Consider the following 19230-nt stretch of genomic DNA (forward strand, 5'->3'; position numbering starts at 1 on the left):
GTTGCCGTCCCCTCATTCCCCGCCGCGGAGCACGGAGTTGCCCTCGTGCAGGGCCCCGGTGGCGGGGGCCTCCAGATGGAGCCTGCCGCTGCGGCCGTAGAAGGCCACGGGATTGCGCCACAGGACCTGGTCGACGTCGTCGTCGCCGAAGCCGGCGGCCAGCATCGCGTCGGCGGTGCGCCGGGTCTTGAGGGGGTCGCTCTTGCCCCAGTCGGCGGCGGAGTTGACGAGGATCTTCTCCGTGCCGTGGGCCTTCAGTACGGCGACCATGCGGTCCTCGTCCATCTTCGTGTCGGGGTAGACGGAGAACCCGAGCCAGCAGCCGCTGTCGGCGGCCTCCTTGACGGTGGTCTCGTTGAGGTGGTCCAGGAGGACGTGTTCGGGGTCGAGCGACGACTCGCGGACGACGTCGATGGTGCGGCGCATCCCGGCGAGCTTGTCCCGGTGCGGGGTGTGCACGAGGGCGGGCAGTCCGTGGTCCGCGGCGAGCTGGAGCTGGGCGGCCAGCGCGGTGTCCTCGGCCGGCGTCATGGAGTCGTAGCCGATCTCCCCGACGGCGACGACGTTGTCCTTGACCAGGTAGCGGGGCAGGGCGTCCAGGACGGGAGTGCAGCGCGGGTCGTTGGCCTCCTTGGGGTTCAGGGCGATGGTGCAGTGGTGGGCGATGCCGTACTGCGCCGCGCGGAAGGGTTCCCAGCCGAGGAGGGAGTCGAAGTAGTCGAAGAACGACTCGGGCGAGGTACGGGGCTGTCCGAGCCAGAAGGAGGGTTCGACCAGGGCGCGCACACCGGCGTCGTGCATGGCCTGGTAGTCGTCGGTGGTGCGGGAGGTCATGTGGATGTGGGGGTCGAAGATGCGCATCAGGGCTGCTCCGTGGGGGAGGTCAGGGCGAGGAGGCGGTGGAGGTCGACGGGGACGGGCCGGCCCGCGGCGGTGCGCTCGGCGGCGTAGTCGCCGAGCATGCGGGCCAGTTCGGCGTCGCCTCGGGCGCGGTCCTCGAGCCGGTCTGCCGCGTCCACGGGGACGCCCGTGAACAGGCACTTCAGAAGGGCCTGCCGCCAGGCGTGCGGGTCGAGGTGCTCGGCGGCGTAGGGGCCGACGGCGGCGGCCACCAGCCGGGTGTCGTTGGTGCGCAGCGCGTCCTCGACGAGGGGCAGACCGTCCGCGGGCTCGGGTGTCAGGTGCGGAAGGACGAGGAGGACCGCGCGGCGTTCCGCGGCGGTGCCCTGCCGGTACAGCCGCGTCAGGGTGCGGGCGTCGGGGCGTGCCTCGCGGAGCAGGAGGACGCGCACGGCGTCGGCCTGGTCCTGCCCGCAGTGGCGGCCGGCGGAGGCGAAGCTCAGCTCCCAGGGGGCTACGGTGCGTCTGCGGCCCGGGGCGTCGTCCCGGGCCGCGGTGGCGCTGCGGGCGGCGTCGGCGAGGGCTGTGTCGAGCCAGGTGCGGGCGTCGTCGCCGAGCCGGTTGCGGAGGTCCTCACGGGTGGGTGGGGTCATGCCGTTGCTCCGATCGTGGGGGCGTGGGAGCGCAGGAAGTCGAGGGAGGTGCGCGCGAGTTCGGGTCCCGCGTGGGAGTGGCGGGGCAGTTCGACGACGGTCAGGCCCTGGTAGCCGGTGTCAGCGAGGGCCTGGAGCACGGGCGGGAAGTCGATCTCGCCGTCACCGAAGGGGAGGTGTTCGTGGACGCCGCGGCGCATGTCCTCGATCTGGACGTGCCGGAGCCAGGGTGCGGCCCGCGTGACGCACTCGGCCGGGGCGTCGGGTTCCAGGCATTGGCAGTGGCCGATGTCGAGCGTGAGGCCGAGCGGGCCGGGGTCGCCGAGGAGTGCGCGCAGGTGGTGGAAGTCCTCCAGGCGCGCGAGGAGATGGCCCGGTTCGGGTTCGACGGCGAGCGGGACGCCGGCGGTGGCGGCGGCGTCCAGGACGGGGGTGAGGGCGGACTGAAGGCGGTCCCAGGCGACGGCGGGCGAGGTGCCGTCGGGGGTGATGCCGCTGAAGCAGTGCACGGCGTGTGCGCCGAGGTCCGCGGCGACCTGCACGGCCCGCACCAGCAGCCCGGCGCGGGCGGCGCGGGCGTCGGGGTCCGGGTCGAGGAGGGAGGGGCCGTGCTTGCGCCGCGGGTCGAGGACGTAGCGGGCACCGGTCTCGACGGTGACCTGGAGGCCGAGCCGGTCCAGGCGCCCCGCGAGGCGCCGGGTGCGGCCGGCGAGATCGGGCGCGAGGGGGTCCAGATGCATGTGGTCGAGGGTGAGTCCGACGCCGTCGTAGCCGAGGTCGGCGAGGAGGGCGAGCGCGTCGTCGAGACGGAGGTCGGTGAGGCCGTTGGTTCCGTAGCCGAGGCGCAGGGTCATGTGGGGCTCACCTTCCGGGCCAGCCGCCGGGCCAGGGGGCCGAGCGCGAGGACCGCCAGCGCGGTGGTGCCGGCGCCGGAGCGGGCCGCCAGGGCCGCCTGCAGCGGGATCATGGCGCGGATTCCGGCGCCGACTCCCCGTTGGGTCAGCGGCGGTGAGGGATTGAGAGCGGCGTGCAGGAAAGGGGTGAGGGCGGTACGGGCGTAGGAGGCCGCCGCCAGGGCGGCGACGACCCGGGGCGGGTTCACCGGTCGCCGGGCCGCGCGTGCGCGGACCCCGGCGCGGCGGCCGGCGGACGCCGGGAGAGCCGCGTCACCCGGGGACCGCCGGGAGGCGCGGAGCGAGCGGAGTGCGTCGGCACCGCCGGCGGTGAGGGTGGCGATGCCCGCGGTCACGGCCACCGCCGCCAGCGGAGCCGCCGTGGAACCGCCCTGCGTCTCGTGCCGGGACACCGATGTCACGGCGTAGGTGTGCGCGCCGAGCACTCCCGCATGGGGCAGGGCTGCGGCGAATGCGCCTGGGCGGGTGGCCGTCGCGCCGAGGAGGAGGTCGAGCGCGCGGGCCGAGGCCATGGCCGCCGGCCCGGCCGAGGTGTGTTTCAGCGCCAGGTCGTAGGACCAGACCGTCGCCCCCAGGGCCGTGGCGGCGACCAGCGGGGCGCGCCCCGCGCGGCGGGCGAGCGCCAGCCCCGCCACGGTGAGCGCCCCGGCTGCCGTCAGGGCCGCCGCGGGGGTGATCCGGCCCGACGGGATGGGGCGGTGCGGGCGGTCGACGGCGTCCTCGTCACGGTCGGCGTAGTCATTGAGGGCCATGCCCGCGTGGTAGAGGCACAGTGACGTCCCGACGGCGAGGAACGTGCCGCGGTGCGGGCGCCTCCCGGCGGCCGCCGCGCCCGCGAGGGCGTCACCGGGCACGGTGAACAGGGCGGAGATGCGCAGCAGTTCGGCCCACGCCCAGAACCGCGCGGCCGGTACCGGCGCGTCGGGCGCCGGAGCGCCGTCCGCCTGCCGGGCAGCGCCGTCGCAGGCTCTCCCGTGCCGACCCGGGGCACACGGGCACGGCTCCCCCGCCGTCGGGACCCGGCCCTCCGCGGCGACGGCGGAGGTCTGCGGGACCGGTGGGGGCGTCACCGTGACTCCCCCAGCCTGGCGGCGAGGGTGAGCAACGCGGCGTACTGGTCGGCCAGCGAGGCGGGGGCACCCGGGTCGGGGTCCTTGAAGTAGAAGGCGAGCTCGGGCAGCGGGCCGGTCAGTCCGGCCTCGTGGGCGCGTGCGACCAGCCGGGCGAGGTCGAGGACGAGGGGCGCCGCCAAGGCGGAGTCGCACCCCTGCCATGTGGTCTGCAGGACCATGCGGGTGCCGAGGAAGCCGTCGAAGGCGATGTGGTCCCAGGCGGTCTTCCAGTCGCCGAGAGCCGGGACGTCGTCGATGTGCACCTCGCCCTCGGGTGCGCCGCCGAGGATGTCGGCGAGGACGCGCTCCTTCCCGGCGTTCTTGGCCGCGGCCGCCGCGGGGTCGGCGAGCGCCGCCCCGTCGCCGCCGCCGAGCAGGTTGCTGCCGGACCACGCCCGCACCGCCAGCGCGCGCTGCACGAACATCGGGGCGAGGACGGAGCGGAGCAGGGTCTGCCCGGTCTTCCCGTCCCGGCCGGCGTACGGCAGCCCTCGTGCGGTGGCCGCGTCGGCGAGGGCTGCGGTCCGTATCCCGGTGGACGGGGTGAAGTTCACGTAGGAGCAGCCGGCCTCGACCGCCGCGGCGGCGTAGAGGGAGCTCGCCGGCAGGCGGGTGCTGCCGGGTTCCGGCACGGGTTCGGTGGAGGCGACGTTGACGACCACCGTCCGGCCCAGGGCGTGGCGCCGGGTGAAGGAGGTGATGTCCGCGGCGAACGCCGCGATCAGTTCCTCGTCGCCGCGGGTGTCGCCCGGAAGGGGGCCGCCGGTGCGGATCTCCTGGTCGGCGGCGGCGAGTTCGGTGTGCAGCGCGGACGGCAGGCCGTGCGGCAGGACGCCGCCCTCCGCGAGGAGTTCGGCCCGCTTGCCCAGGGGGCAGGCAGCCGTGTCGTGTCCGCCGAAGACCAGGGACGACAGCGCCGGAAGACCGGCCTCGGCGAAGGGCGGGGTCTCGGTCACCATGCCTGTCGCCGGGCGGAGCCCGGCGGTGACCGCCGCGCATCCGGCGACGGCCGTGGTGGCGACAGAGCCGCGGGCTCCGATGAGCCACACTCCGGTGCGGTCGGGCGACGGGCGGTCTGGTTCCTGGGCGTGCGGATGCGTCACGGCTGCCTCTCCCTGCTCCATGGGGGTGGGGGCGGCGGGCGGGGGCACGGCGTCTCCCCGCCCGCCGCCGGCTCGTGGGTGCCGGCAGGGACTGCCCTACGAGGAGGGCAGCTCCTTGATCTGGACGTTGCGGAAGGACACCTGGTCGTCGGCCCCGTGGTTCTGCAGGCCGATGTAGCCGTCCTTCAGGCTGCGGGCGGGGTCGGTGTTGGTGAAGTCGTTGATCTTGACTCCGTTGAGGAAGACCTGGAGCCGCTCACCTTGGACCTTGATCTCGTAGCTGTTCCACTGGCCCGGAGGCCGCAGCACCTGGTCGCGGGCCTTGAGGTTGGCCGACTTGAAGGTGTAGACGGCGCCGGTGGTGCGGTCCGGGGCGTCGGTGGCGTCGATCTGGACCTCGTAGCCCTTGTCCACCGCGGACCAGGGATCGTCGGAGGCCGGGAAGCCCACGAAGACACCGGAGTTGTCGTCGCCGTCCATCTTCCAGTCGAGCTTCAGCGAGTACGAGCCGAACTGCTTGGCCTGGTACCACAGCAGGCCCATACCGCCCTCGGTGCGCAGTTCACCGTCGACGACGTTGAACGTACCGGGGCCCGCCTGCTTCCAGCCCTCCAGGGTGTGCCCGTTGAACAGGTCCCGGTAGCCCGTCTGCGGCTTGCAGTCGGCCTTGGCCTGCCCGACGGCGTAGCGCAGACCGCCCAGGAGGTGCTGGCGGAAGGCCGGCTCGGCGTAGGACTCCTTGGTGTGCCCGAGACCGGTGTAGAAGGAGCGGCCGGACTCATAGGTCTGGCACCACGCGATCGGGTGGTCGCCCTTCATCGTGCCGCCCTGGTAGGTGGTCTCGTCCAGGGTGGCGAGGACGTGAACCTGGCCGCGCGGGTTGGTGCGGTAGTTGTACAGCTCGTCGGTGTGCTCCCAGCCGGCCTCGTCGAGGTGCGCGGTGGCCGGGTGGACGTGGTCCTCGGTGCGGACGGTGGCCTTCTGGATCTGCGGGTGCCCTTGGAAGTAGGCACCGACGAGGCCGCCGTAGAAGGGCCAGTCGTACTCGGTGTCGGCGGCGGCGTGGACGCCCATGTAGCCGCCCCCGCCCTTGACGTAGTTCTCGAACGCCTGCTGCTGCTCGGCGTTGAGCACGTCACCGGTGGTCGACAGGAACACCACGGCGTCGTAGCGGGCCAGGTTGTTCGTGGTGAACTGCTTCGGCTCCTCGGTCGAGTCGACGGTGATGTTGGCGGAGGCTCCGAGCTCCTTCAGCGCGGCGATGCCGGTCGGGATGGCGTCGTGGCGGAAGCCGGCGGTCCTGGAGAAGACCAGGACGCGCTTGGCGGCGCGGTCGGCCGGAACGTCGGAGAGCTCGAAGTCGTCCAGGTCGTACAGCGCCCCGGAGCCGCCCTTGAAGACCAGGAAGAGCTCGGTGGTCTTCTTCGGCACGGCCCGCAACGGCACGTCGATCTCCTGGAAGGTCTCCCAACTGCCGGTGACCGGGACGGGCGCGGAGCCCAGGATCGGGCCGGTGGCCGAGCCGGTGCGCACCTCGAGGAAGCCGCCGGAGCCGCCGGAGGAGACCCGGGCGGTCAGCCGGACGGAGCCGGCGAGGTTGTACGGCTTGAAGGAGATCCAGTCGCTGTCGTCGATGTTGCCGACGGTGCGGCCGCCGTGGGCCTCGGCCTTGTCGAAGAGGTCGACGCCGGACGAGGAGGTGAAGTGCTCGGCCTGCCGGTGGCGCGGCTGGAGCTGCGCCTGGTCGTGGCCGGCGAGCGCCTCCTGGCCGCCGCCCCCGCCGTCGGTGTACTCGGCGTCGATGACGCCGAAGATGTTGGCGTTGGGGTCGTGGCCGCCGTCGGCGGAGGTCTTGATGGTGCCGGAGCAGCCGTTGACGGAGGTCACCGGGTGGCCGTGGCTGTCGTGGCCGAGGATGTAGGTGACCTTGACCTTGGAGCAGTCGACGGTCCCGTCCTCGGGGTCGGTGACGGTCACATCGAAGGGGATCTCGTCGCCGAAGCTGAACAGGGCGCCTTCGGCGGGCAGGTTCAGGGTCACCTTGGGCGCGGTGTTGCCGACCACCACCTGGACGCTCGCGGACGCGGTGCGGCCGGTCGGGTCCTTGACGGTGAGGTTGGCGGTGTACGTGCCGTTCGTGCGGTAGGTGTGCGCGGGGTCGGCCGCGGTGGAGGTGCCGCCGTCACCGAAGTCCCAGGCGTAGGTGAGGGCGTCGCCGTCGGGGTCGGTGGTGCCGGCCGAGGAGAAGGTCACCTTCAGCGGGGCGGTGCCGGAGGTCTTGTTCGCGGAGGCCTCGGCACTCGGGGAGCGGCCGTCGGTGGCGTTCTCGATCCGGTACAGGGCGGAGTGCTCGTCGCCGCCGAACCAGGCGGTGCCGTAGTCGAGGACGTAGAGCGCGCCGTCCGGGCCGAAGGCCATGTCCATGATCTGCGTCCCGGTCCAGGGAACGTCGTTGATGGACTGGACGGTGCCGTTGTCGTCCTGGTCGATGCGCTTGATCCAGCGGCGCCCGAACTCACCGGCGAAGAAGTCGCCGTCGTACGCCTCGGGGAACTTCACCGGGGAGTCCAGTTCGGGGTCGTACCGGTAGACCGGGCCGCCCATCGGGGACTCCGAGCCGCTGCCGAACTCCGGCACGGAACCGCCGTCGTAGGGGATCCACGCCGCCTGCGCGGGCGGCAGGTCGGTCAGGCCGGTGTTGTACGGCGAGTCGTTCTTCGGCGCGGCGCAGTCGAAGGTCGCTCCGGACTGCCCGGTCGCGAAGTCGTAGTCGACGTAGGGGTCGTTCTTCCCGGTGCAGAAGGGCCAGCCGAAGTTGCCGGCCTTCGTCACCCGGGCGAATTCGACCTGGCCGCCGGGACCGCGACTGGGGTCGGCCGCGCCGGCGTCCGGCCCGTAGTCGCCGACGTAGGCGATGCCGGTCTTCTTGTCCACGCTGAAGCGGAACGGGTTGCGGAAGCCCATGGCGTAGATCTCGGGCCGGGTCTTGTCGGTTCCCGGGGCGAAGAGGTTGCCCTCGGGGATCGTGTACGACCCGTCGGCCGCGACCTTGATGCGCAGCAGCTTGCCGCGCAGGTCGTTGGTGTTGCCCGAGGTCCGCCGGGCGTCGTAGGCGGGGTTGCGGCCCGGCCGGTCGTCGATGGGTGCGAATCCGTCGGAGGCGAACGGGTTGGAGTCGTCGCCGGTCGACAGGTACAGGTTGCCCTGGGCGTCGAAGTCGATGTCGCCGCCGACGTGGCAGCAGATGCCGCGGGTCGTCGCGACGTCGAGGACCTTCTTCTCGCTGGCGTTGTCGAGGGTCCAGTCCGCCTTGAGGGTGAAGCGCGAGAGCCGGTTGACGCCGTCGAACTTCGCGAAGTCGGCCGCCGTGCCCTGGTCGGGCGCGTCGCCGGCGGGGGTGTCGAGCGGGGGCGCGTAGTAGAGGTAGATCGCCCGGTTCTGGCTGAAGGCCGGGTCGATGCCGACGCCCTGAAGGCCCTCCTCGTCGTGGGTGTAGACGGGGACGGTGCCGATCACCGTGGTGGTGCCGGCGGCGTCGGTCCTGCGCAGCTCGCCGTCGCGCGAGGTGTGCAGCACGCTGCGGTCGGGCAGGACCGCGAGCGACATGGGCTCGCCGGTCTCGGTCTCCCCCTTGGCGAGGGTGACCTGCTGGAACTGCTCGGCCGCCGCCGCGGCGGCGGGCTCCGTGTCGAGCGGGCTGGCCGATGCCCCCATCGGGGCCGCGACGACGAGGGAGGTCGCCGCGAGGAGGCTGCCGGTGAGGAGCGCTAATCCCTGTCGGATACGGGAACGGTGTGCTCCGGGCCGTTGTCTGTGCACGTGTGTCCTCCGGAGGAACGGTCGTACGGGCGGATGGTGCTGCCGTGCGGTATTTCCCGGGGACCGGCGTGCGCCGTCACGCTGGTCGGGTCACTCGAGCAGGACCGGCCTCATGTTTCAGGCCCATGTCCTGTACACCTCAGGGACGGTAGCCGGGTTCGTCCGGGACCGAAAGCCCTTGAGTGGCAGATAAGTTGAACTTTCTCCCGCGTCAGGACAAAGCCGTGCCCGGGCAGCCCGACAGGCCCGGCGGCACTGCCGCCGGGCTGCGGGCTGCTGACTTCCTGACCTGGGGAAAGCGTCTAGTCGCTGCCTCCGAAGGCCGCGTCGAAGGACGCCGACGGCGGGTCGAAGTCGTACCGCTTCAGCAGGGAGAGCGCCTCCGGGGCGCCGGCGAGGCGGTCCATCCCGGCGTCCTCCCACTCCACCGAGACCGGGCCGTCGTATCCGATCGAGCGGAGCATCCGGAACACGTCCTCCCACGGCACGTCGCCGTGCCCGGCCGACACGAAGTCCCAGCCGCGCCGCGGGTCGCCCCACGGCAGATGGGAGCCGAGCCGTCCGTTGCGGCCGTCGAGCCGCTTGCGGGCCTCCTTGCAGTCGACGTGGTAGATGCGGTCCTTGAAGTCCCACAGGAACCCGACCGGGTCGAGGTCCTGCCACACGAAGTGGCTCGGGTCGAAGTTCAGCCCGAACGCCGGCCGGTGGCCGACCGCCTCCATCGCGCGGTGCGTGGTCCAGTAGTCGTAGGCGATCTCGGCGGGGTGGACCTCGTGGGCGAAGCGGACCCCTTCGGCGTCGAAGACGTCCAGGATCGGATTCCACCGCTCGGCGAAGTCCTCGTAGCCGCGCTCGATCATCCGCTCGGGAACCGGCGGGAACATGGCGACCAGGTGCCAGATCGACGAGCCGGTGAAACCGATGACGGTCCGCACGCCGAAGGCCGCCGCGGCGCGCGCGGTGTCGGCCAGCTCGCGGGCCGCCCGCTGCCGGACGCCCTCGGGCTCACCGTCGCCCCAGATCCTGGCGGGCAGGATCGCCTGGTGGCGCTCGTCGATCGGGTTGTCGCAGACGGCCTGGCCGACCAGATGGTTGGAGACCGCCCAGCACTTGAGTCCGTACTTGTCGAGCAGCGCCCGCCGCCCGTCCAGGTACCCGGGGTCGGCGAGGGCCTTGTCGACTTCGAAATGGTCGCCCCAGCAGGCGAGTTCGAGCCCGTCGTAACCGAAGTCGCGAGCGAGCCGGCAGACCTCCTCCAGGGGCAGGTCGGCCCATTGGCCGGTGAAGAGGGTGAAGGGACGTGGCACGGCGAGGACCTCCTCGAAACGGTGGTGCGGTCAGGCGGGGACAGGGGTGTACACGGAGTTCTTCTCGGCGCTCTCCTCCACGGCCGCCAGCACCCGCTGCACCTGCAGCCCGTCGGCGAACGTCGGCTGGGGCGTCGTGCCCTCCGCCACGGCCAGCACCAGGTCGCGCGCCTGGTGCGTGAAGGTGTGCTCGTAGCCCAGGGCGTGGCCCGGCGGCCACCACGCCTCCAGGTACGGATGGTCCGGCTCGGTCACCAGGATCCGGCGGAAGCCGGACGTGGAGGCGGGCTCGGTGTGGTCGTGGAAGAACAGCTCGTTCAGGCGCTCCAGGTCGAAGGCGAGCGAACCCCGTTCGCCGTTGATCTCCAGCCGCAGGGCGTTCTTGCGGCCCGAGGCCATCCGCGTGGCCTCGAAGTTGGCGAGCGCCCCGGAGGCGAGGCGCCCGGTGAACAGTGCGGCGTCGTCGACGGTGACCGGCCCCCGCTCGGAGCCGCCGCCGGAGCCCGACAGGCCCGAAGACGTCCCGGCGAGCAGCGGCCGATCCCGCACGAAGGTCTCGGTGAGCGCCGAGACACCGACCAGCGGCTCGCCCACGAGGTACTGCGCGAGGTCCACGGCGTGCGCGCCGAGGTCGCCGAGGGCGCCGGAGCCGGCGTACTCCCGCTTGAGCCGCCACGTCAGCGGGAAGTCCGGGTCGACGAGCCAGTCCTGCAGGTAGGTGACCCGCACATGGCGGATCGTGCCGAGCCGGCCCTCGGCGACCAGCCGGCGGGCGTACGCCGCCGCCGGCAGGCGCCGGTAGTTGAAGCCGACCATGGCCACCTGGCCGCGCCCGGCCGCCCGGTCGGCCGCCGCGACCATCGCCTCGGCCTCCGCCACCGAATTGGCGAGCGGCTTCTCGCACAGCACGTGCTTGCCCGCCTCCAGCGCCGCGATGGCGATCTCGGCGTGGCTGTCCCCCGGGGTGCACACGTCCACGAGCTGGACGTCGTCCCGGGTGATCAGGTCACGCCAGTCCGTCTCCGCGGCGGCCCAGCCGTGCCGGGCCGCCGCGGCCCGTACCGCCGCCGCGTCCCGGCCGCCGATGGCGGCCAGGACCGGCCGCACCGGCAGGTCGAAGACGCGGCCCACGGTGCGCCACGCCTGGGAATGGGCAGCGCCCATGAACGCGTAGCCGACCATCCCGATGCCGAGGGCCGGCGCAGCGCCCTCCGCTCCACGGGTCTCGTTATCGGCCGTACCAGCCATGCCTTGCTCCTCGTCGGTTGCTCGGTTCGGACGGGCGGGCGCTGCCTGTCAGTTGAAGCCCGTCGGCAGGTACTGGTCGACGTTCGCCTTGGTGACCACGGCCGAGTAGAGGGTGATCGAGGCGGGAATCTCCAGTTCGGCGAGCCCGCCGATGCCCTTCTTCTGGCCGAGGGTGCGGGCCAGGTCGATGGCGGAGGCGGCCATCGTCGGCGGGTAGAGCACGGTGGCCTTCAGCACGCCGTTGTCGGCCTTGATGGCGTCCATGGCCGACTTGGCGCCCGCACCGCCGACCATGAGGAAGTCGTCGCGACCGGCCTGCGCGATGGCGCGCAGGGCGCCGACGCCCTGGTCGTCGTCGTGGTTCCACACCGCGTCGAACTGCTTCTGCGCCTGGAGCAGCTGGGCCATCTTGGCCTGGCCGGACTCCACCGTGAACTCGGCCGCCTGCCGGGCGACCTTCCTGATGTTGGGGTAGTTCTTCAGGGCGTCGTCGAAGCCCTGGGTGCGCTGCCGGGTCAGCTCCAGGTTGTCCAGTCCGGCGAGCTCGATCACCTTGGCGTCGGACTTGTCCTTGAGCTGCTCGCCGATGTAGTTGCCGGCGTTGAGGCCCATGCCGTAGTTGTCGCCGCCGATCCAGCAGCGGTACGCCTGCGGGGAGGCGAAGATCCGGTCCAGGTTGATCACCGGGATACCGGCCTTCATGGCCTGCAGCCCCACCTGGGTCAGGGCCTTGCCGTCGGCCGGCAGGATCACCAGCACGTCGACCTTCTTGTTGATCAGCGTCTGCACCTGGCCGATCTGGGCGGCGGTGTCGTTGGAGCCCTCGGTGATCTCCAGCGTCACGTCCGAGTACGTCGCCGCGCGGTCCTTGGCGTTCTGGTTGATGGCGTTGAGCCAGCCGTGGTCGGCCTGGGGGCCGGCGAAGCCGATGGTGACGGGCGTGCCGGGCTGGTCGCCGGAGGAGGGCACGTTGGTCGCGGCCGTCTCCTGCTTCTTCGGCTCGTTGCTGGTGCAGGCGGTGAGGGCGGCGCCGACGGAGACGGCGGCGGCACCGAAGAGCAGGCCTCTGCGGCTGGTGAGCGGGTTTTCTGGCATGGCGGTGAAACCCTCCTGGGTTGGTGCGCACGGGGCGGGTGCGTTGCGGTGAGGTGAGGTGACGTGAGGTGAGTGGGGTGAGGTGCAGTGGGCCGGGACGGGAGACGGGACGGCTGCGGGAGCCGGCGCGACGATCGGTACCGGTGGGGGTGGCGGGTACGTGGGGAGGTGGCGGGTTCGCCCGCGTCAGCTGTCGCCGCCGCGCGCGGTGCCGCGCTGGACCAGGACGGCGGCCACGATGATCGCTCCCTTGGCGATCTCCTGGACGGCGCTCTCCAGGTTGTTCAGGGCGAAGATGTTGGTGATGGTGGTGAAGACCAGGACGCCCAGGACGGATCCGACGATGGTGCCGCGGCCGCCGCTGAGCAGCGTGCCGCCGATGATCGCGGCGGCGATGGCGTCGAGTTCGTAGAGGTTGCCGTTGGTGTTCTGACCCGACCCGGCCAGGATGATCAGCAGGAAGGCGGCGATCCCGCAGCACAGCCCGGACAGCAGGTAGAGGTACAGCCGCTGCCGGCGGACGTCGATGCCGGCGAGCCGGGCGGCCTCGGCGTTGCCGCCGACGGCGACGGTGCGGCGCCCGAAGGTGGTGCGGTTCAGCACCAGCCAGCCGATGACGGTGACCGCCGCGAAGACCAGGACCAGCGGCGGGACACCGAGGATGTAGGAGTCGGGAACGCCCAGGTCGAGCACCGACTTCTCGGTGACGATCTGCGTCTTGCCGTCCGTGAGCTGGAGGGCCAGTCCGCGGGCCGACGCCAGCATCGCCAGGGTCGCGATGAACGGGACCATCCCGCCGTACGCGATGAGGACGCCGTTGACCAGCCCGCAGCCGAGGCCCACGAGCACCGCGGTGAAGAGGATGCCCGCGAAGCCGTACTCCTGGGTGGCGACCGTCGTCGCCCACACCGAGGCCAGGGCGACGATGGCGCCGACGGACAGGTCGATGCCGCCGCTGGTGATGACGAAGGTCATGCCGACGGTGACCACACCGATGACGGACGCCTGGGTCAGCACCAGTTGGAGGTTGGAGACGTCGAGGAACGCGTCGGGCTGCGTGATGCCGCCGACGGCGACGAGCACGGCGAGGACGCCGAGCAGGGAGAGGTTGCGCACGTCGGCACGGAGTCCGAGCGCCGGACGCCGGCCGCCCTTGACGGCGGAGGGCGCCTCCGCGGACGGCAGCGGTGCCTGCGGGGCCTGGGAAGCGGGCTGCGTCATCAGCTCGGGCTCCCTTCCATGACGAGGTCGAGTACACGGTGTTCGTCCAGCTCCTGCGCGGGCGCCGTGTGCACGACGCGCCCCTCGCGGAGCACCAGTACGCGGTCGGCGAGGCCCAGCACCTCGGGCACCTCGCTGGAGACGAGGAGAACGGCGAGCCCTTCGTCGGCGAGCCGGCGGATGACCGCGTAGAGCTCCGCGCGGGCGCCCACGTCCACGCCGCGGGTCGGCTCGTCGAGCAGCAGGACGCGGCAGCCGCGCAGCAGCCAGCGCGCGAGCACGGCCTTCTGCTGGTTGCCGCCGGACAGGGTGCGGATCCGGGCGTCCGGGTTGTCAGGGCGCAGCGACAGCGACCGGGTGGCCTTCTGCGCGGCCAGGCGCTCCTCGCGACGGTCCAGCCAGCCGCCGCGCGAGAAGCGGGAGAGCGAGGACACCGACACATTGCGGGTGACCGACTCCAGCATGAGCAGGGCCTGGGCCTTGCGCTCCTCGGGGGCCATGCCCAGTCCCGCCCGGACCGCCGAGCGGACGCTGCCGGGCTTGAGCGGGCGGCCGTCGACGGTGACGCGGCCCGCGGTGGGCCTGCGCGCGCCGTAGACGGTCTCCAGGATCTCCGAGCGCCCGGAGCCGACGAGGCCGGCGAGACCGACGATCTCGCCGGGCCGGATGTCGAGGTCGACGGGGGCGAACTCCCCGTCGCGGGCGAGCCCTTCGACGCGCAGCACCGGTGCGCCCTCGCGCGGGCCCGCCGGGCGTTCGGGGAAGACGTACTCCACGTCGCGGCCCGTCATGAGGGCCACGATGTCCCTGGTCGGCATCGACTTGGCGGGCAGTCCGCCGGCGACCGCCCGGCCGTCCTTGAGGACGGTGACGCGGTCGCCGATGCGGCGGATCTCCTCCAGCCGGTGGGAGATGTAGACGACGGCGACGCCCTCGGCGGTGAGTTGGGCGACGATGCGGAGCAGGTTGTCGGTCTCCTCCGGGTCCAGTGCGGCGGACGGCTCGTCCATCACGATGAGCCGCACGTCGTGGGAGAGCGCCCGGGCCATCGAGACGATCTGCTGCTGGGCGGCCGACAGGTCGCCGACCTGCCGGGCGGGGTCGATCTCGGGGTGGCCCAGGCGGCGGAGCAGGACCTCGGCCTCGCGACGGGCCTGACGGCCGCGCACCACGAACCCGGCGGTGGTGGGTTCGTGGCCGAGGAAGACGTTCTCGGCGACGGACAGGCCCTCCACCAGGTCGAGTTCCTGGTAGATGGTGGCGATGCCGAGGCGCATGGCGGCGATGGGCGACCTCAGCGAGACGGGTTCGCCACGCCAGATGATCTCCCCGTCGTCGGGCTGGTGGGCGCCGGCGAGCACCTTGATGAGCGTGGACTTCCCGGCGCCGTTCTGGCCCAGGAGGCAGTGCACCTCGCCGGCCTGGACGTCCAGGTCGACGCCGTCGAGGGCGCGGACGCCGGGGAAGGACTTGGTGATGCCGGACATCGTGAGCAACGAGGCCGCGGACGGCGGTGGCGGGGCCGGTGGTACTGGTGCCATGACGGATCCCCTCGGCGGGTGCGGGTACACGTGCGCGTGCGGAGCGTGCAAGTGGAGCCAGTGGTGCCGTGGTGCCGATGTTCAGTGGTGCCGGTGGAACCTGTGGTGCGGGTCGTCGTGCCGGGCGGCCGGTGGGGGTCGGTCAGGCCGGCGAGAAGACGTGGTCGCTGATGAGCCGGGCCGCGCCGATCACACCGGCGGTGGGGCCCAGTTCGCCCAGGACGATGGGCAGGTTGCCGGTCGCCAGGGGCAGCGACTGGCGGTAGACCTGGCTGCGGATGCTGGCCAGCAGGGTGTGGCCGAGCCCGGTGACGCCGCCGCCGATCACGACGAGTCCGGGGTTGAAGAAGCTGACGAGTCCCGCGATGACCTGCCCGACGCGGTTGCCGCCCTCGCGGATGAGTTCCAGCGCGGTCGCGTCACCGGTCGAGGCCGCGACGGCGACGTCGGCCGCGGACAGCCGACCGGCCGCCTCCAACCGGGCCGCGAGCGCCGGTGAACGCCCCGAGGTGGCGGCCTCCTTGGCGTCCAGGACGAGTGCGGCCCCGCTGAAGTGGGCCTCCAGGCAGCCGGTGTTCCCGCAGGCGCAGGGTCGGCCGCCGTCCACGACCTGGATGTGGCCGATGTCTCCGGCGCTGCCCGTCGCCCCGCGGTAGACCTCGCCGCCCACGACGATGCCGCAGCCGATGCCCGTACCGATCTTGACGCAGAGGAAGTCCGCGGCGGAACGGGCGACTCCCGCGTGCTGCTCCCCCATGGCCATCAGGTTCACGTCGTTGTCGACCATGACGGGGCAGCCCAGTTCCTGGCTGAGCGCCTCGCGGACCGGGAAGCCGTCCCATCCGGGCATGATGGGCGGCGCGACCGGGACGCCCTCGGGATAGCGGACCGGGCCCGGCACTCCGATGCCCGCGCCGTCGAATCCCTCGGCGAGACCGGCGGCCTGGAGTTTGGCGGCCATCGCGAGGATCCGCTCGAAGACGGCGACCGGGCCCTCGCGGACGTCCATGGGATGGTTGAGGTGGCCGAGTACCTCCAGCTCGGCGTTGGTCACCGCGACGTCGACGGAGGTGGCGCCGATGTCGACGCCAAGGAAGCGCAGGCTCGGGGCGAGCCGTACGTTGTGCGAGCGCCGGCCGCCGCGCGAGGCGGCGAGACCGTCGGAGACCACCAGGCCCGTCTCCAGCAGCCGGTCGACCTCGACCGCCAGCTTGGAGCGCGACAACCCGATCAGGTCCCCCATCTGGGCGCGGGAGCTGGGCCCGCCGTCACGGAGCAACCGCAGAAGCCGCACCTGGTGCGCATTGGCGGGTCGAGCCGTCATACGTCTCACGCGCCCCTCCCCTCCCCTGCCCCGTGGCGCGGGGATGTGCGGCCGGCGACCGGCCGGCCCTGTCCGTGTGGCTTTCGAGGGGAACGTAGCAGTGGCTGCCCGAAGGGGGAAGAAGTTGCGCAGGAATCCGCTCTCTCTTTTTCCGATCCCGGGACAAAGTCCGGTCGCGGTACCGGCGGCGGTGATGTCGCGCCGGGCACGGATTGGTTGCGGCATGGGTTCCCCGTACTCGATCCACCAGCGGCGGGGGCAGCATGACGGAGCATGAGCAGAGACCGTTACGTCGACTTCCTGCGTGCGTGGGCGATCGTCCTCGTGGTGCTCGGCCACTGGCTGATCACCGGACTGGTCCGGGAACCCGACGGAGCCATCACCGCACCGGAACTGCTGGCGGTCGTTCCCTGGACCCAGTGGCTGACGCTCGGCTTCCAGATCATGCCCCTGTTCTTCCTCGCCGGGGGCCGGTCGGCGGGCGACTCGTGGTCGCGCGCCCGCGCCGCGGGAGGTACGGCCGCCGGGTGGACGGGACGGCGCGCCCTGCGGCTGCTGCTCCCGACGGCCGTCTACAGCGGTCTGGTGCTCGTCGCCGTGGGGATCTGCGCGGCGGCCGGCGTGGACTCCGGCACGCTCGCCCTGGTGGGCTGGGCGATGGGCATGCAGTTCTGGTTCCTCCCCGTGTACCTGGTCCTCGGCGCCCTGACACCCGCGCTGTACGCGGCCCATCGGCGCTGGGGACTGCGCGCCCCGCTGGCCATGGCGGCGGCCGCCACCGTGGCCGACGTCCTGGTGGTGGCCGCCCACGCGCCGTATCTGGGCCTGCTCGACTACGTCCTGGTGTGGGGCGTCGCCTATCAACTCGGCTTCTGCTGGCGGGACGGGCTGCTGACCCGGCACGGCGCGACTCCCTTCGCGCTGGCCGCGGGCGGCACGGTGGCCTTCGCCGCACTGGTCGGGCCCGGGCCGTTCCCGGTCAGCCTGATCCTGGTGACCGGGCAGACCCCCAGCAACACCGACCCCCCGTCGGTGGCCATGCTGGCCTGGGCCGTGGCCCAGGTGGGTCTGTGCGTGCTCGTCGCCCCCGTGGTGCGGCGGTGGCTGGAGCGCGACCGGGTCTGGCGGCTGGTGCGTCCCCTCGGCGGTGCCAGCATGACCCTCTACCTCTGGCACATGGTGCCCGTGCTGGTCGTCGCCGCCGCGTTCTACCTCACGGGGCTGGCCCCGGAGCCCGCCTTCGGCTCGGCGCCGTGGTGGGCGCTGCGCGTGCCGTGGCTGCTGGTGCTCGGCCTCGTGCTGACCGGCGTGGTCCGGCTGCTGCGGCCGGTGGACCGCGGGCTGGCGTCCCTGTTCGAGCGGACCCGTCCCGACGCCGTCCCGCGCCATGGGTGGCTGCTGTGGCTCGGGCCGGCCGCCGCCGTCCCCGCGCTCGCCCGCTTCGCGGTGGAGGGCTTCGCGCCCGACGGCCGCCTCCCCGTCCTGCCGGCGGTGGGCCTGGCCCTGGGCACCGCCCTCGTCGTGCTCCCGCGGGTCGTGACCCGTCGCGGCACACCGGAACCCAAGGACGCCCTCGAACAAGCGGCCTGACGAGCCCTCACCCTGACGCCGGGTCCGTCCGGCCCCGCTCCGCCCTCGCCCGGCCTGCCCGCCCCGGCGGATCACGGCAGGCCGGGGAGGGGAGTCCGCCCGGTCGTCCTCGCGCGCCGACCGGGCGGAGCCGTCGGCAGCGGAGCCCCGCCTACGTGGTGACCGTCGCGGCCGGGGCGTGGACACCGCCCCCGGGGCCGGCGGGGGCCGGCCAGTCGACGGCGGTCTCGACGGGACGGTCGTAGTCGACACCGTCCACATCGAAGCCGTACAGGCGGCGCACTTCGGCGCCGAACCAGTCGAGGTCGGCGAGAGCGGCGATGCCGGCGGTGGTGGCCCTGTCCCAGCGGTCGGCGACGGCGGCCTGGACGTCGTCACCGAGTTCCCAGGTGTCCAGGCGTACGCGGCCCTCGTCGTCGAGGCGCAGTCCGGCGGCCCCGGTGAGACCGTCCCACAACTCGGTGAGCTGCGCGGCCGGAGGGACCACGCGGTCGCCGAGGACGCCCCGCAGCAGACCCACGTACAAGGCGATACCGGGGATGGCGGTCGAGGACTGCGTGACGGCGGCGCCGTTGACGGACGTGAGGGCGCGGCCGCCGACGGACGCGCCCAGGCGCTCGTCGAGGCGTCGGGCGGTGGCCTCCAAGTGGGCCTTGGCCGCGCCGATGGTGCCCTGCCGGTAGATCGCGGCGGTGAGCGGGGACCCGATGTACGACAGCGCGACGGTGGTGAAGCCGCCGGCCAGGAGGCCGCGGCCCGCGAGCCGTTCGATCCATCGTTCCCAGTCCGCACCGCCCATGACGGCGACGGTCTGCTCGATGTCGTCGCCCTCGGCGGGCCCGGTCTCGACCTCGCGGATCTCGGGTGTGCCGTCGGCGCCGAAGACCAGGGTCTTGGTGCGGTGGGGCGCGCCGATCGGCTTGAGCACCGACGCGAAGGTGGTTCCGCTGTCGGGGTCGGTGCGCCGAGGTGCGGCCACCGAGTAGATCAGGTGGTCGAGACGCCCGCCGAACCGCTCCGTGAGCAGGTGGGCGACCTGGTCCTTCATCGCGTCACCGAAGGCGTCGCCGTTGAGGAACACCATGTCGCTGCCGGCTTCGCGGGCGAGGCGTGCGGTGGCGGCGGTGCGGTACCAGCCGGCTGTCGCGGTGCGCCGCTCGGTCGGGCCCTTCTCGAAGCAGACTCCGATGCCCCGGATACCGGCCCGCTTGAGCCCGGCGACGGTGGCGGCGAGCCCGTATCCGGCGGACGAGCCGATCACGAGCGCCACCGGCCGGTCCCCGGCCGATGCGGCCTCCGGGGCACCGGCGACGGACGACCACATGTCCTCGACGGCTCGTTCGCATCCGGCGGGGTGCGCGTCGAGGAAGAGGAAGCCGCGGCTGCGAGGGGTGATGGTGCGCTGGGTCACGTGAGGTCCCTTTCGAAGGGTGGCTTCCGGGAACGGCGAGGGCGGGCCGGCG

The 19230-nt window shown here is 72.7% G+C and carries 14 protein-coding genes; 1 reads left to right on the forward strand and 13 read right to left on the reverse strand.

The annotated features are described in order from the left end of the window. Positions 1-12: 12 nt before the first annotated feature. The 12 genes from ACIP98_RS04545 to ACIP98_RS04600 all read right to left on the reverse strand — a co-directional run bounded on the left by ACIP98_RS04545 (position 13) and on the right by ACIP98_RS04600 (position 16177). Positions 13-861, reverse strand: a complete 849-nt coding sequence (locus ACIP98_RS04545; protein WP_319657549.1) for a TatD family hydrolase — start codon at positions 859-861, stop codon at positions 13-15. Then, entirely contained in the window at positions 861-1493 is a 633-nt protein-coding gene (locus ACIP98_RS04550; RefSeq protein ID WP_319657550.1) for an EboA domain-containing protein, read from the reverse strand. Before ACIP98_RS04550 ends, ACIP98_RS04545 begins: the two co-directional genes overlap by 1 nt. Further along, positions 1490-2347 carry a sugar phosphate isomerase/epimerase family protein gene (locus ACIP98_RS04555; RefSeq protein ID WP_401973713.1) on the reverse strand — a complete coding sequence of 286 codons (858 nt, stop codon included), beginning with the start codon at positions 2345-2347 and terminating at the stop codon, positions 1490-1492. The genes ACIP98_RS04550 and ACIP98_RS04555 overlap by 4 nt, the downstream gene beginning before the upstream one ends. Further along, the gene (locus ACIP98_RS04560) at positions 2344-3477 is read right to left on the reverse strand and encodes an SCO3242 family prenyltransferase (protein WP_401973715.1); all 1134 of its coding nucleotides are present in this window, start codon (positions 3475-3477) and stop codon (positions 2344-2346) included. The genes ACIP98_RS04555 and ACIP98_RS04560 overlap by 4 nt, the downstream gene beginning before the upstream one ends. Then, positions 3474-4643, reverse strand: coding sequence for an inositol-3-phosphate synthase (locus tag ACIP98_RS04565; RefSeq protein ID WP_401973977.1), 1170 nt, complete (start codon positions 4641-4643; stop codon positions 3474-3476). The genes ACIP98_RS04560 and ACIP98_RS04565 overlap by 4 nt, the downstream gene beginning before the upstream one ends. Before the next feature lie 75 nt (positions 4644-4718). Then, positions 4719-8441, reverse strand: a complete 3723-nt coding sequence (locus ACIP98_RS04570) for a ThuA domain-containing protein (RefSeq protein WP_319657553.1) — start codon at positions 8439-8441, stop codon at positions 4719-4721. 302 nt (positions 8442-8743) lie between these two features. Next, entirely contained in the window at positions 8744-9748 is a 1005-nt protein-coding gene (locus ACIP98_RS04575; protein WP_319657554.1) for a sugar phosphate isomerase/epimerase family protein, read from the reverse strand. Between the two features lie 30 nt (positions 9749-9778). Next, positions 9779-10996 (reverse strand): Gfo/Idh/MocA family oxidoreductase, encoded by a 1218-nt coding sequence (locus ACIP98_RS04580; protein WP_319657555.1) that lies wholly within the window; start codon positions 10994-10996, stop codon positions 9779-9781. A 48-nt stretch (positions 10997-11044) separates the two neighbouring features. Next, a complete protein-coding gene (locus ACIP98_RS04585; RefSeq protein ID WP_319657556.1) occupies positions 11045-12091 on the reverse strand; it encodes a substrate-binding domain-containing protein in 1047 nt (348 codons plus the stop codon). Between the two features lie 186 nt (positions 12092-12277). Further along, a complete protein-coding gene (locus tag ACIP98_RS04590) occupies positions 12278-13312 on the reverse strand; it encodes an ABC transporter permease (RefSeq protein WP_401973718.1) in 1035 nt (344 codons plus the stop codon). After that, positions 13312-14853 carry a sugar ABC transporter ATP-binding protein gene (locus ACIP98_RS04595; protein WP_319657558.1) on the reverse strand — a complete coding sequence of 514 codons (1542 nt, stop codon included), beginning with the start codon at positions 14851-14853 and terminating at the stop codon, positions 13312-13314. The genes ACIP98_RS04590 and ACIP98_RS04595 overlap by 1 nt, the downstream gene beginning before the upstream one ends. 142 nt (positions 14854-14995) lie before the next feature. Continuing rightward, positions 14996-16177, reverse strand: a complete 1182-nt coding sequence (locus tag ACIP98_RS04600; protein ID WP_319657559.1) for an ROK family transcriptional regulator — start codon at positions 16175-16177, stop codon at positions 14996-14998. A 273-nt stretch (positions 16178-16450) separates the two neighbouring features. Between ACIP98_RS04600 and ACIP98_RS04605 the strand changes: the two genes are divergently transcribed. After that, positions 16451-17767, forward strand: coding sequence for an acyltransferase (locus ACIP98_RS04605; RefSeq protein WP_401973720.1), 1317 nt, complete (start codon positions 16451-16453; stop codon positions 17765-17767). A gap of 151 nt (positions 17768-17918) precedes the next feature. Here ACIP98_RS04605 and fabV read toward each other — a convergent pair whose 3' ends face one another. Next, positions 17919-19178 carry an enoyl-[acyl-carrier-protein] reductase FabV gene (fabV, locus tag ACIP98_RS04610; protein WP_401973721.1) on the reverse strand — a complete coding sequence of 420 codons (1260 nt, stop codon included), beginning with the start codon at positions 19176-19178 and terminating at the stop codon, positions 17919-17921. Between the last annotated feature and the right edge of the window lie 52 nt (positions 19179-19230).

This window comes from Streptomyces sp. NPDC088354, assembly GCF_044753585.1.
In the GTDB taxonomy this organism is placed as follows: domain Bacteria; phylum Actinomycetota; class Actinomycetes; order Streptomycetales; family Streptomycetaceae; genus Actinacidiphila.

What these genes read in the sequence shown, in the direction of transcription:
- ACIP98_RS04605 (WP_401973720.1), top strand. Translation starts at nt 16,451, where the DNA reads ATGAGCAGAGACCGTTACGTCGACTTCCTGCGTGCGTGGGCGATCGTC.
- ACIP98_RS04595 (WP_319657558.1), bottom strand. Translation starts at nt 14,853, where the DNA reads ATGGCACCAGTACCACCGGCCCCGCCACCGCCGTCCGCGGCCTCGTTG.
- ACIP98_RS04585 (WP_319657556.1), bottom strand. Translation starts at nt 12,091, where the DNA reads ATGCCAGAAAACCCGCTCACCAGCCGCAGAGGCCTGCTCTTCGGTGCC.
- ACIP98_RS04550 (WP_319657550.1), bottom strand. Translation starts at nt 1,493, where the DNA reads ATGACCCCACCCACCCGTGAGGACCTCCGCAACCGGCTCGGCGACGAC.
- ACIP98_RS04545 (WP_319657549.1), bottom strand. Translation starts at nt 861, where the DNA reads ATGCGCATCTTCGACCCCCACATCCACATGACCTCCCGCACCACCGAC.
- ACIP98_RS04580 (WP_319657555.1), bottom strand. Translation starts at nt 10,996, where the DNA reads ATGGCTGGTACGGCCGATAACGAGACCCGTGGAGCGGAGGGCGCTGCG.
- ACIP98_RS04600 (WP_319657559.1), bottom strand. Translation starts at nt 16,177, where the DNA reads ATGACGGCTCGACCCGCCAATGCGCACCAGGTGCGGCTTCTGCGGTTG.
- ACIP98_RS04565 (WP_401973977.1), bottom strand. Translation starts at nt 4,643, where the DNA reads ATGGAGCAGGGAGAGGCAGCCGTGACGCATCCGCACGCCCAGGAACCA.
- ACIP98_RS04555 (WP_401973713.1), bottom strand. Translation starts at nt 2,347, where the DNA reads ATGACCCTGCGCCTCGGCTACGGAACCAACGGCCTCACCGACCTCCGT.
- ACIP98_RS04590 (WP_401973718.1), bottom strand. Translation starts at nt 13,312, where the DNA reads ATGACGCAGCCCGCTTCCCAGGCCCCGCAGGCACCGCTGCCGTCCGCG.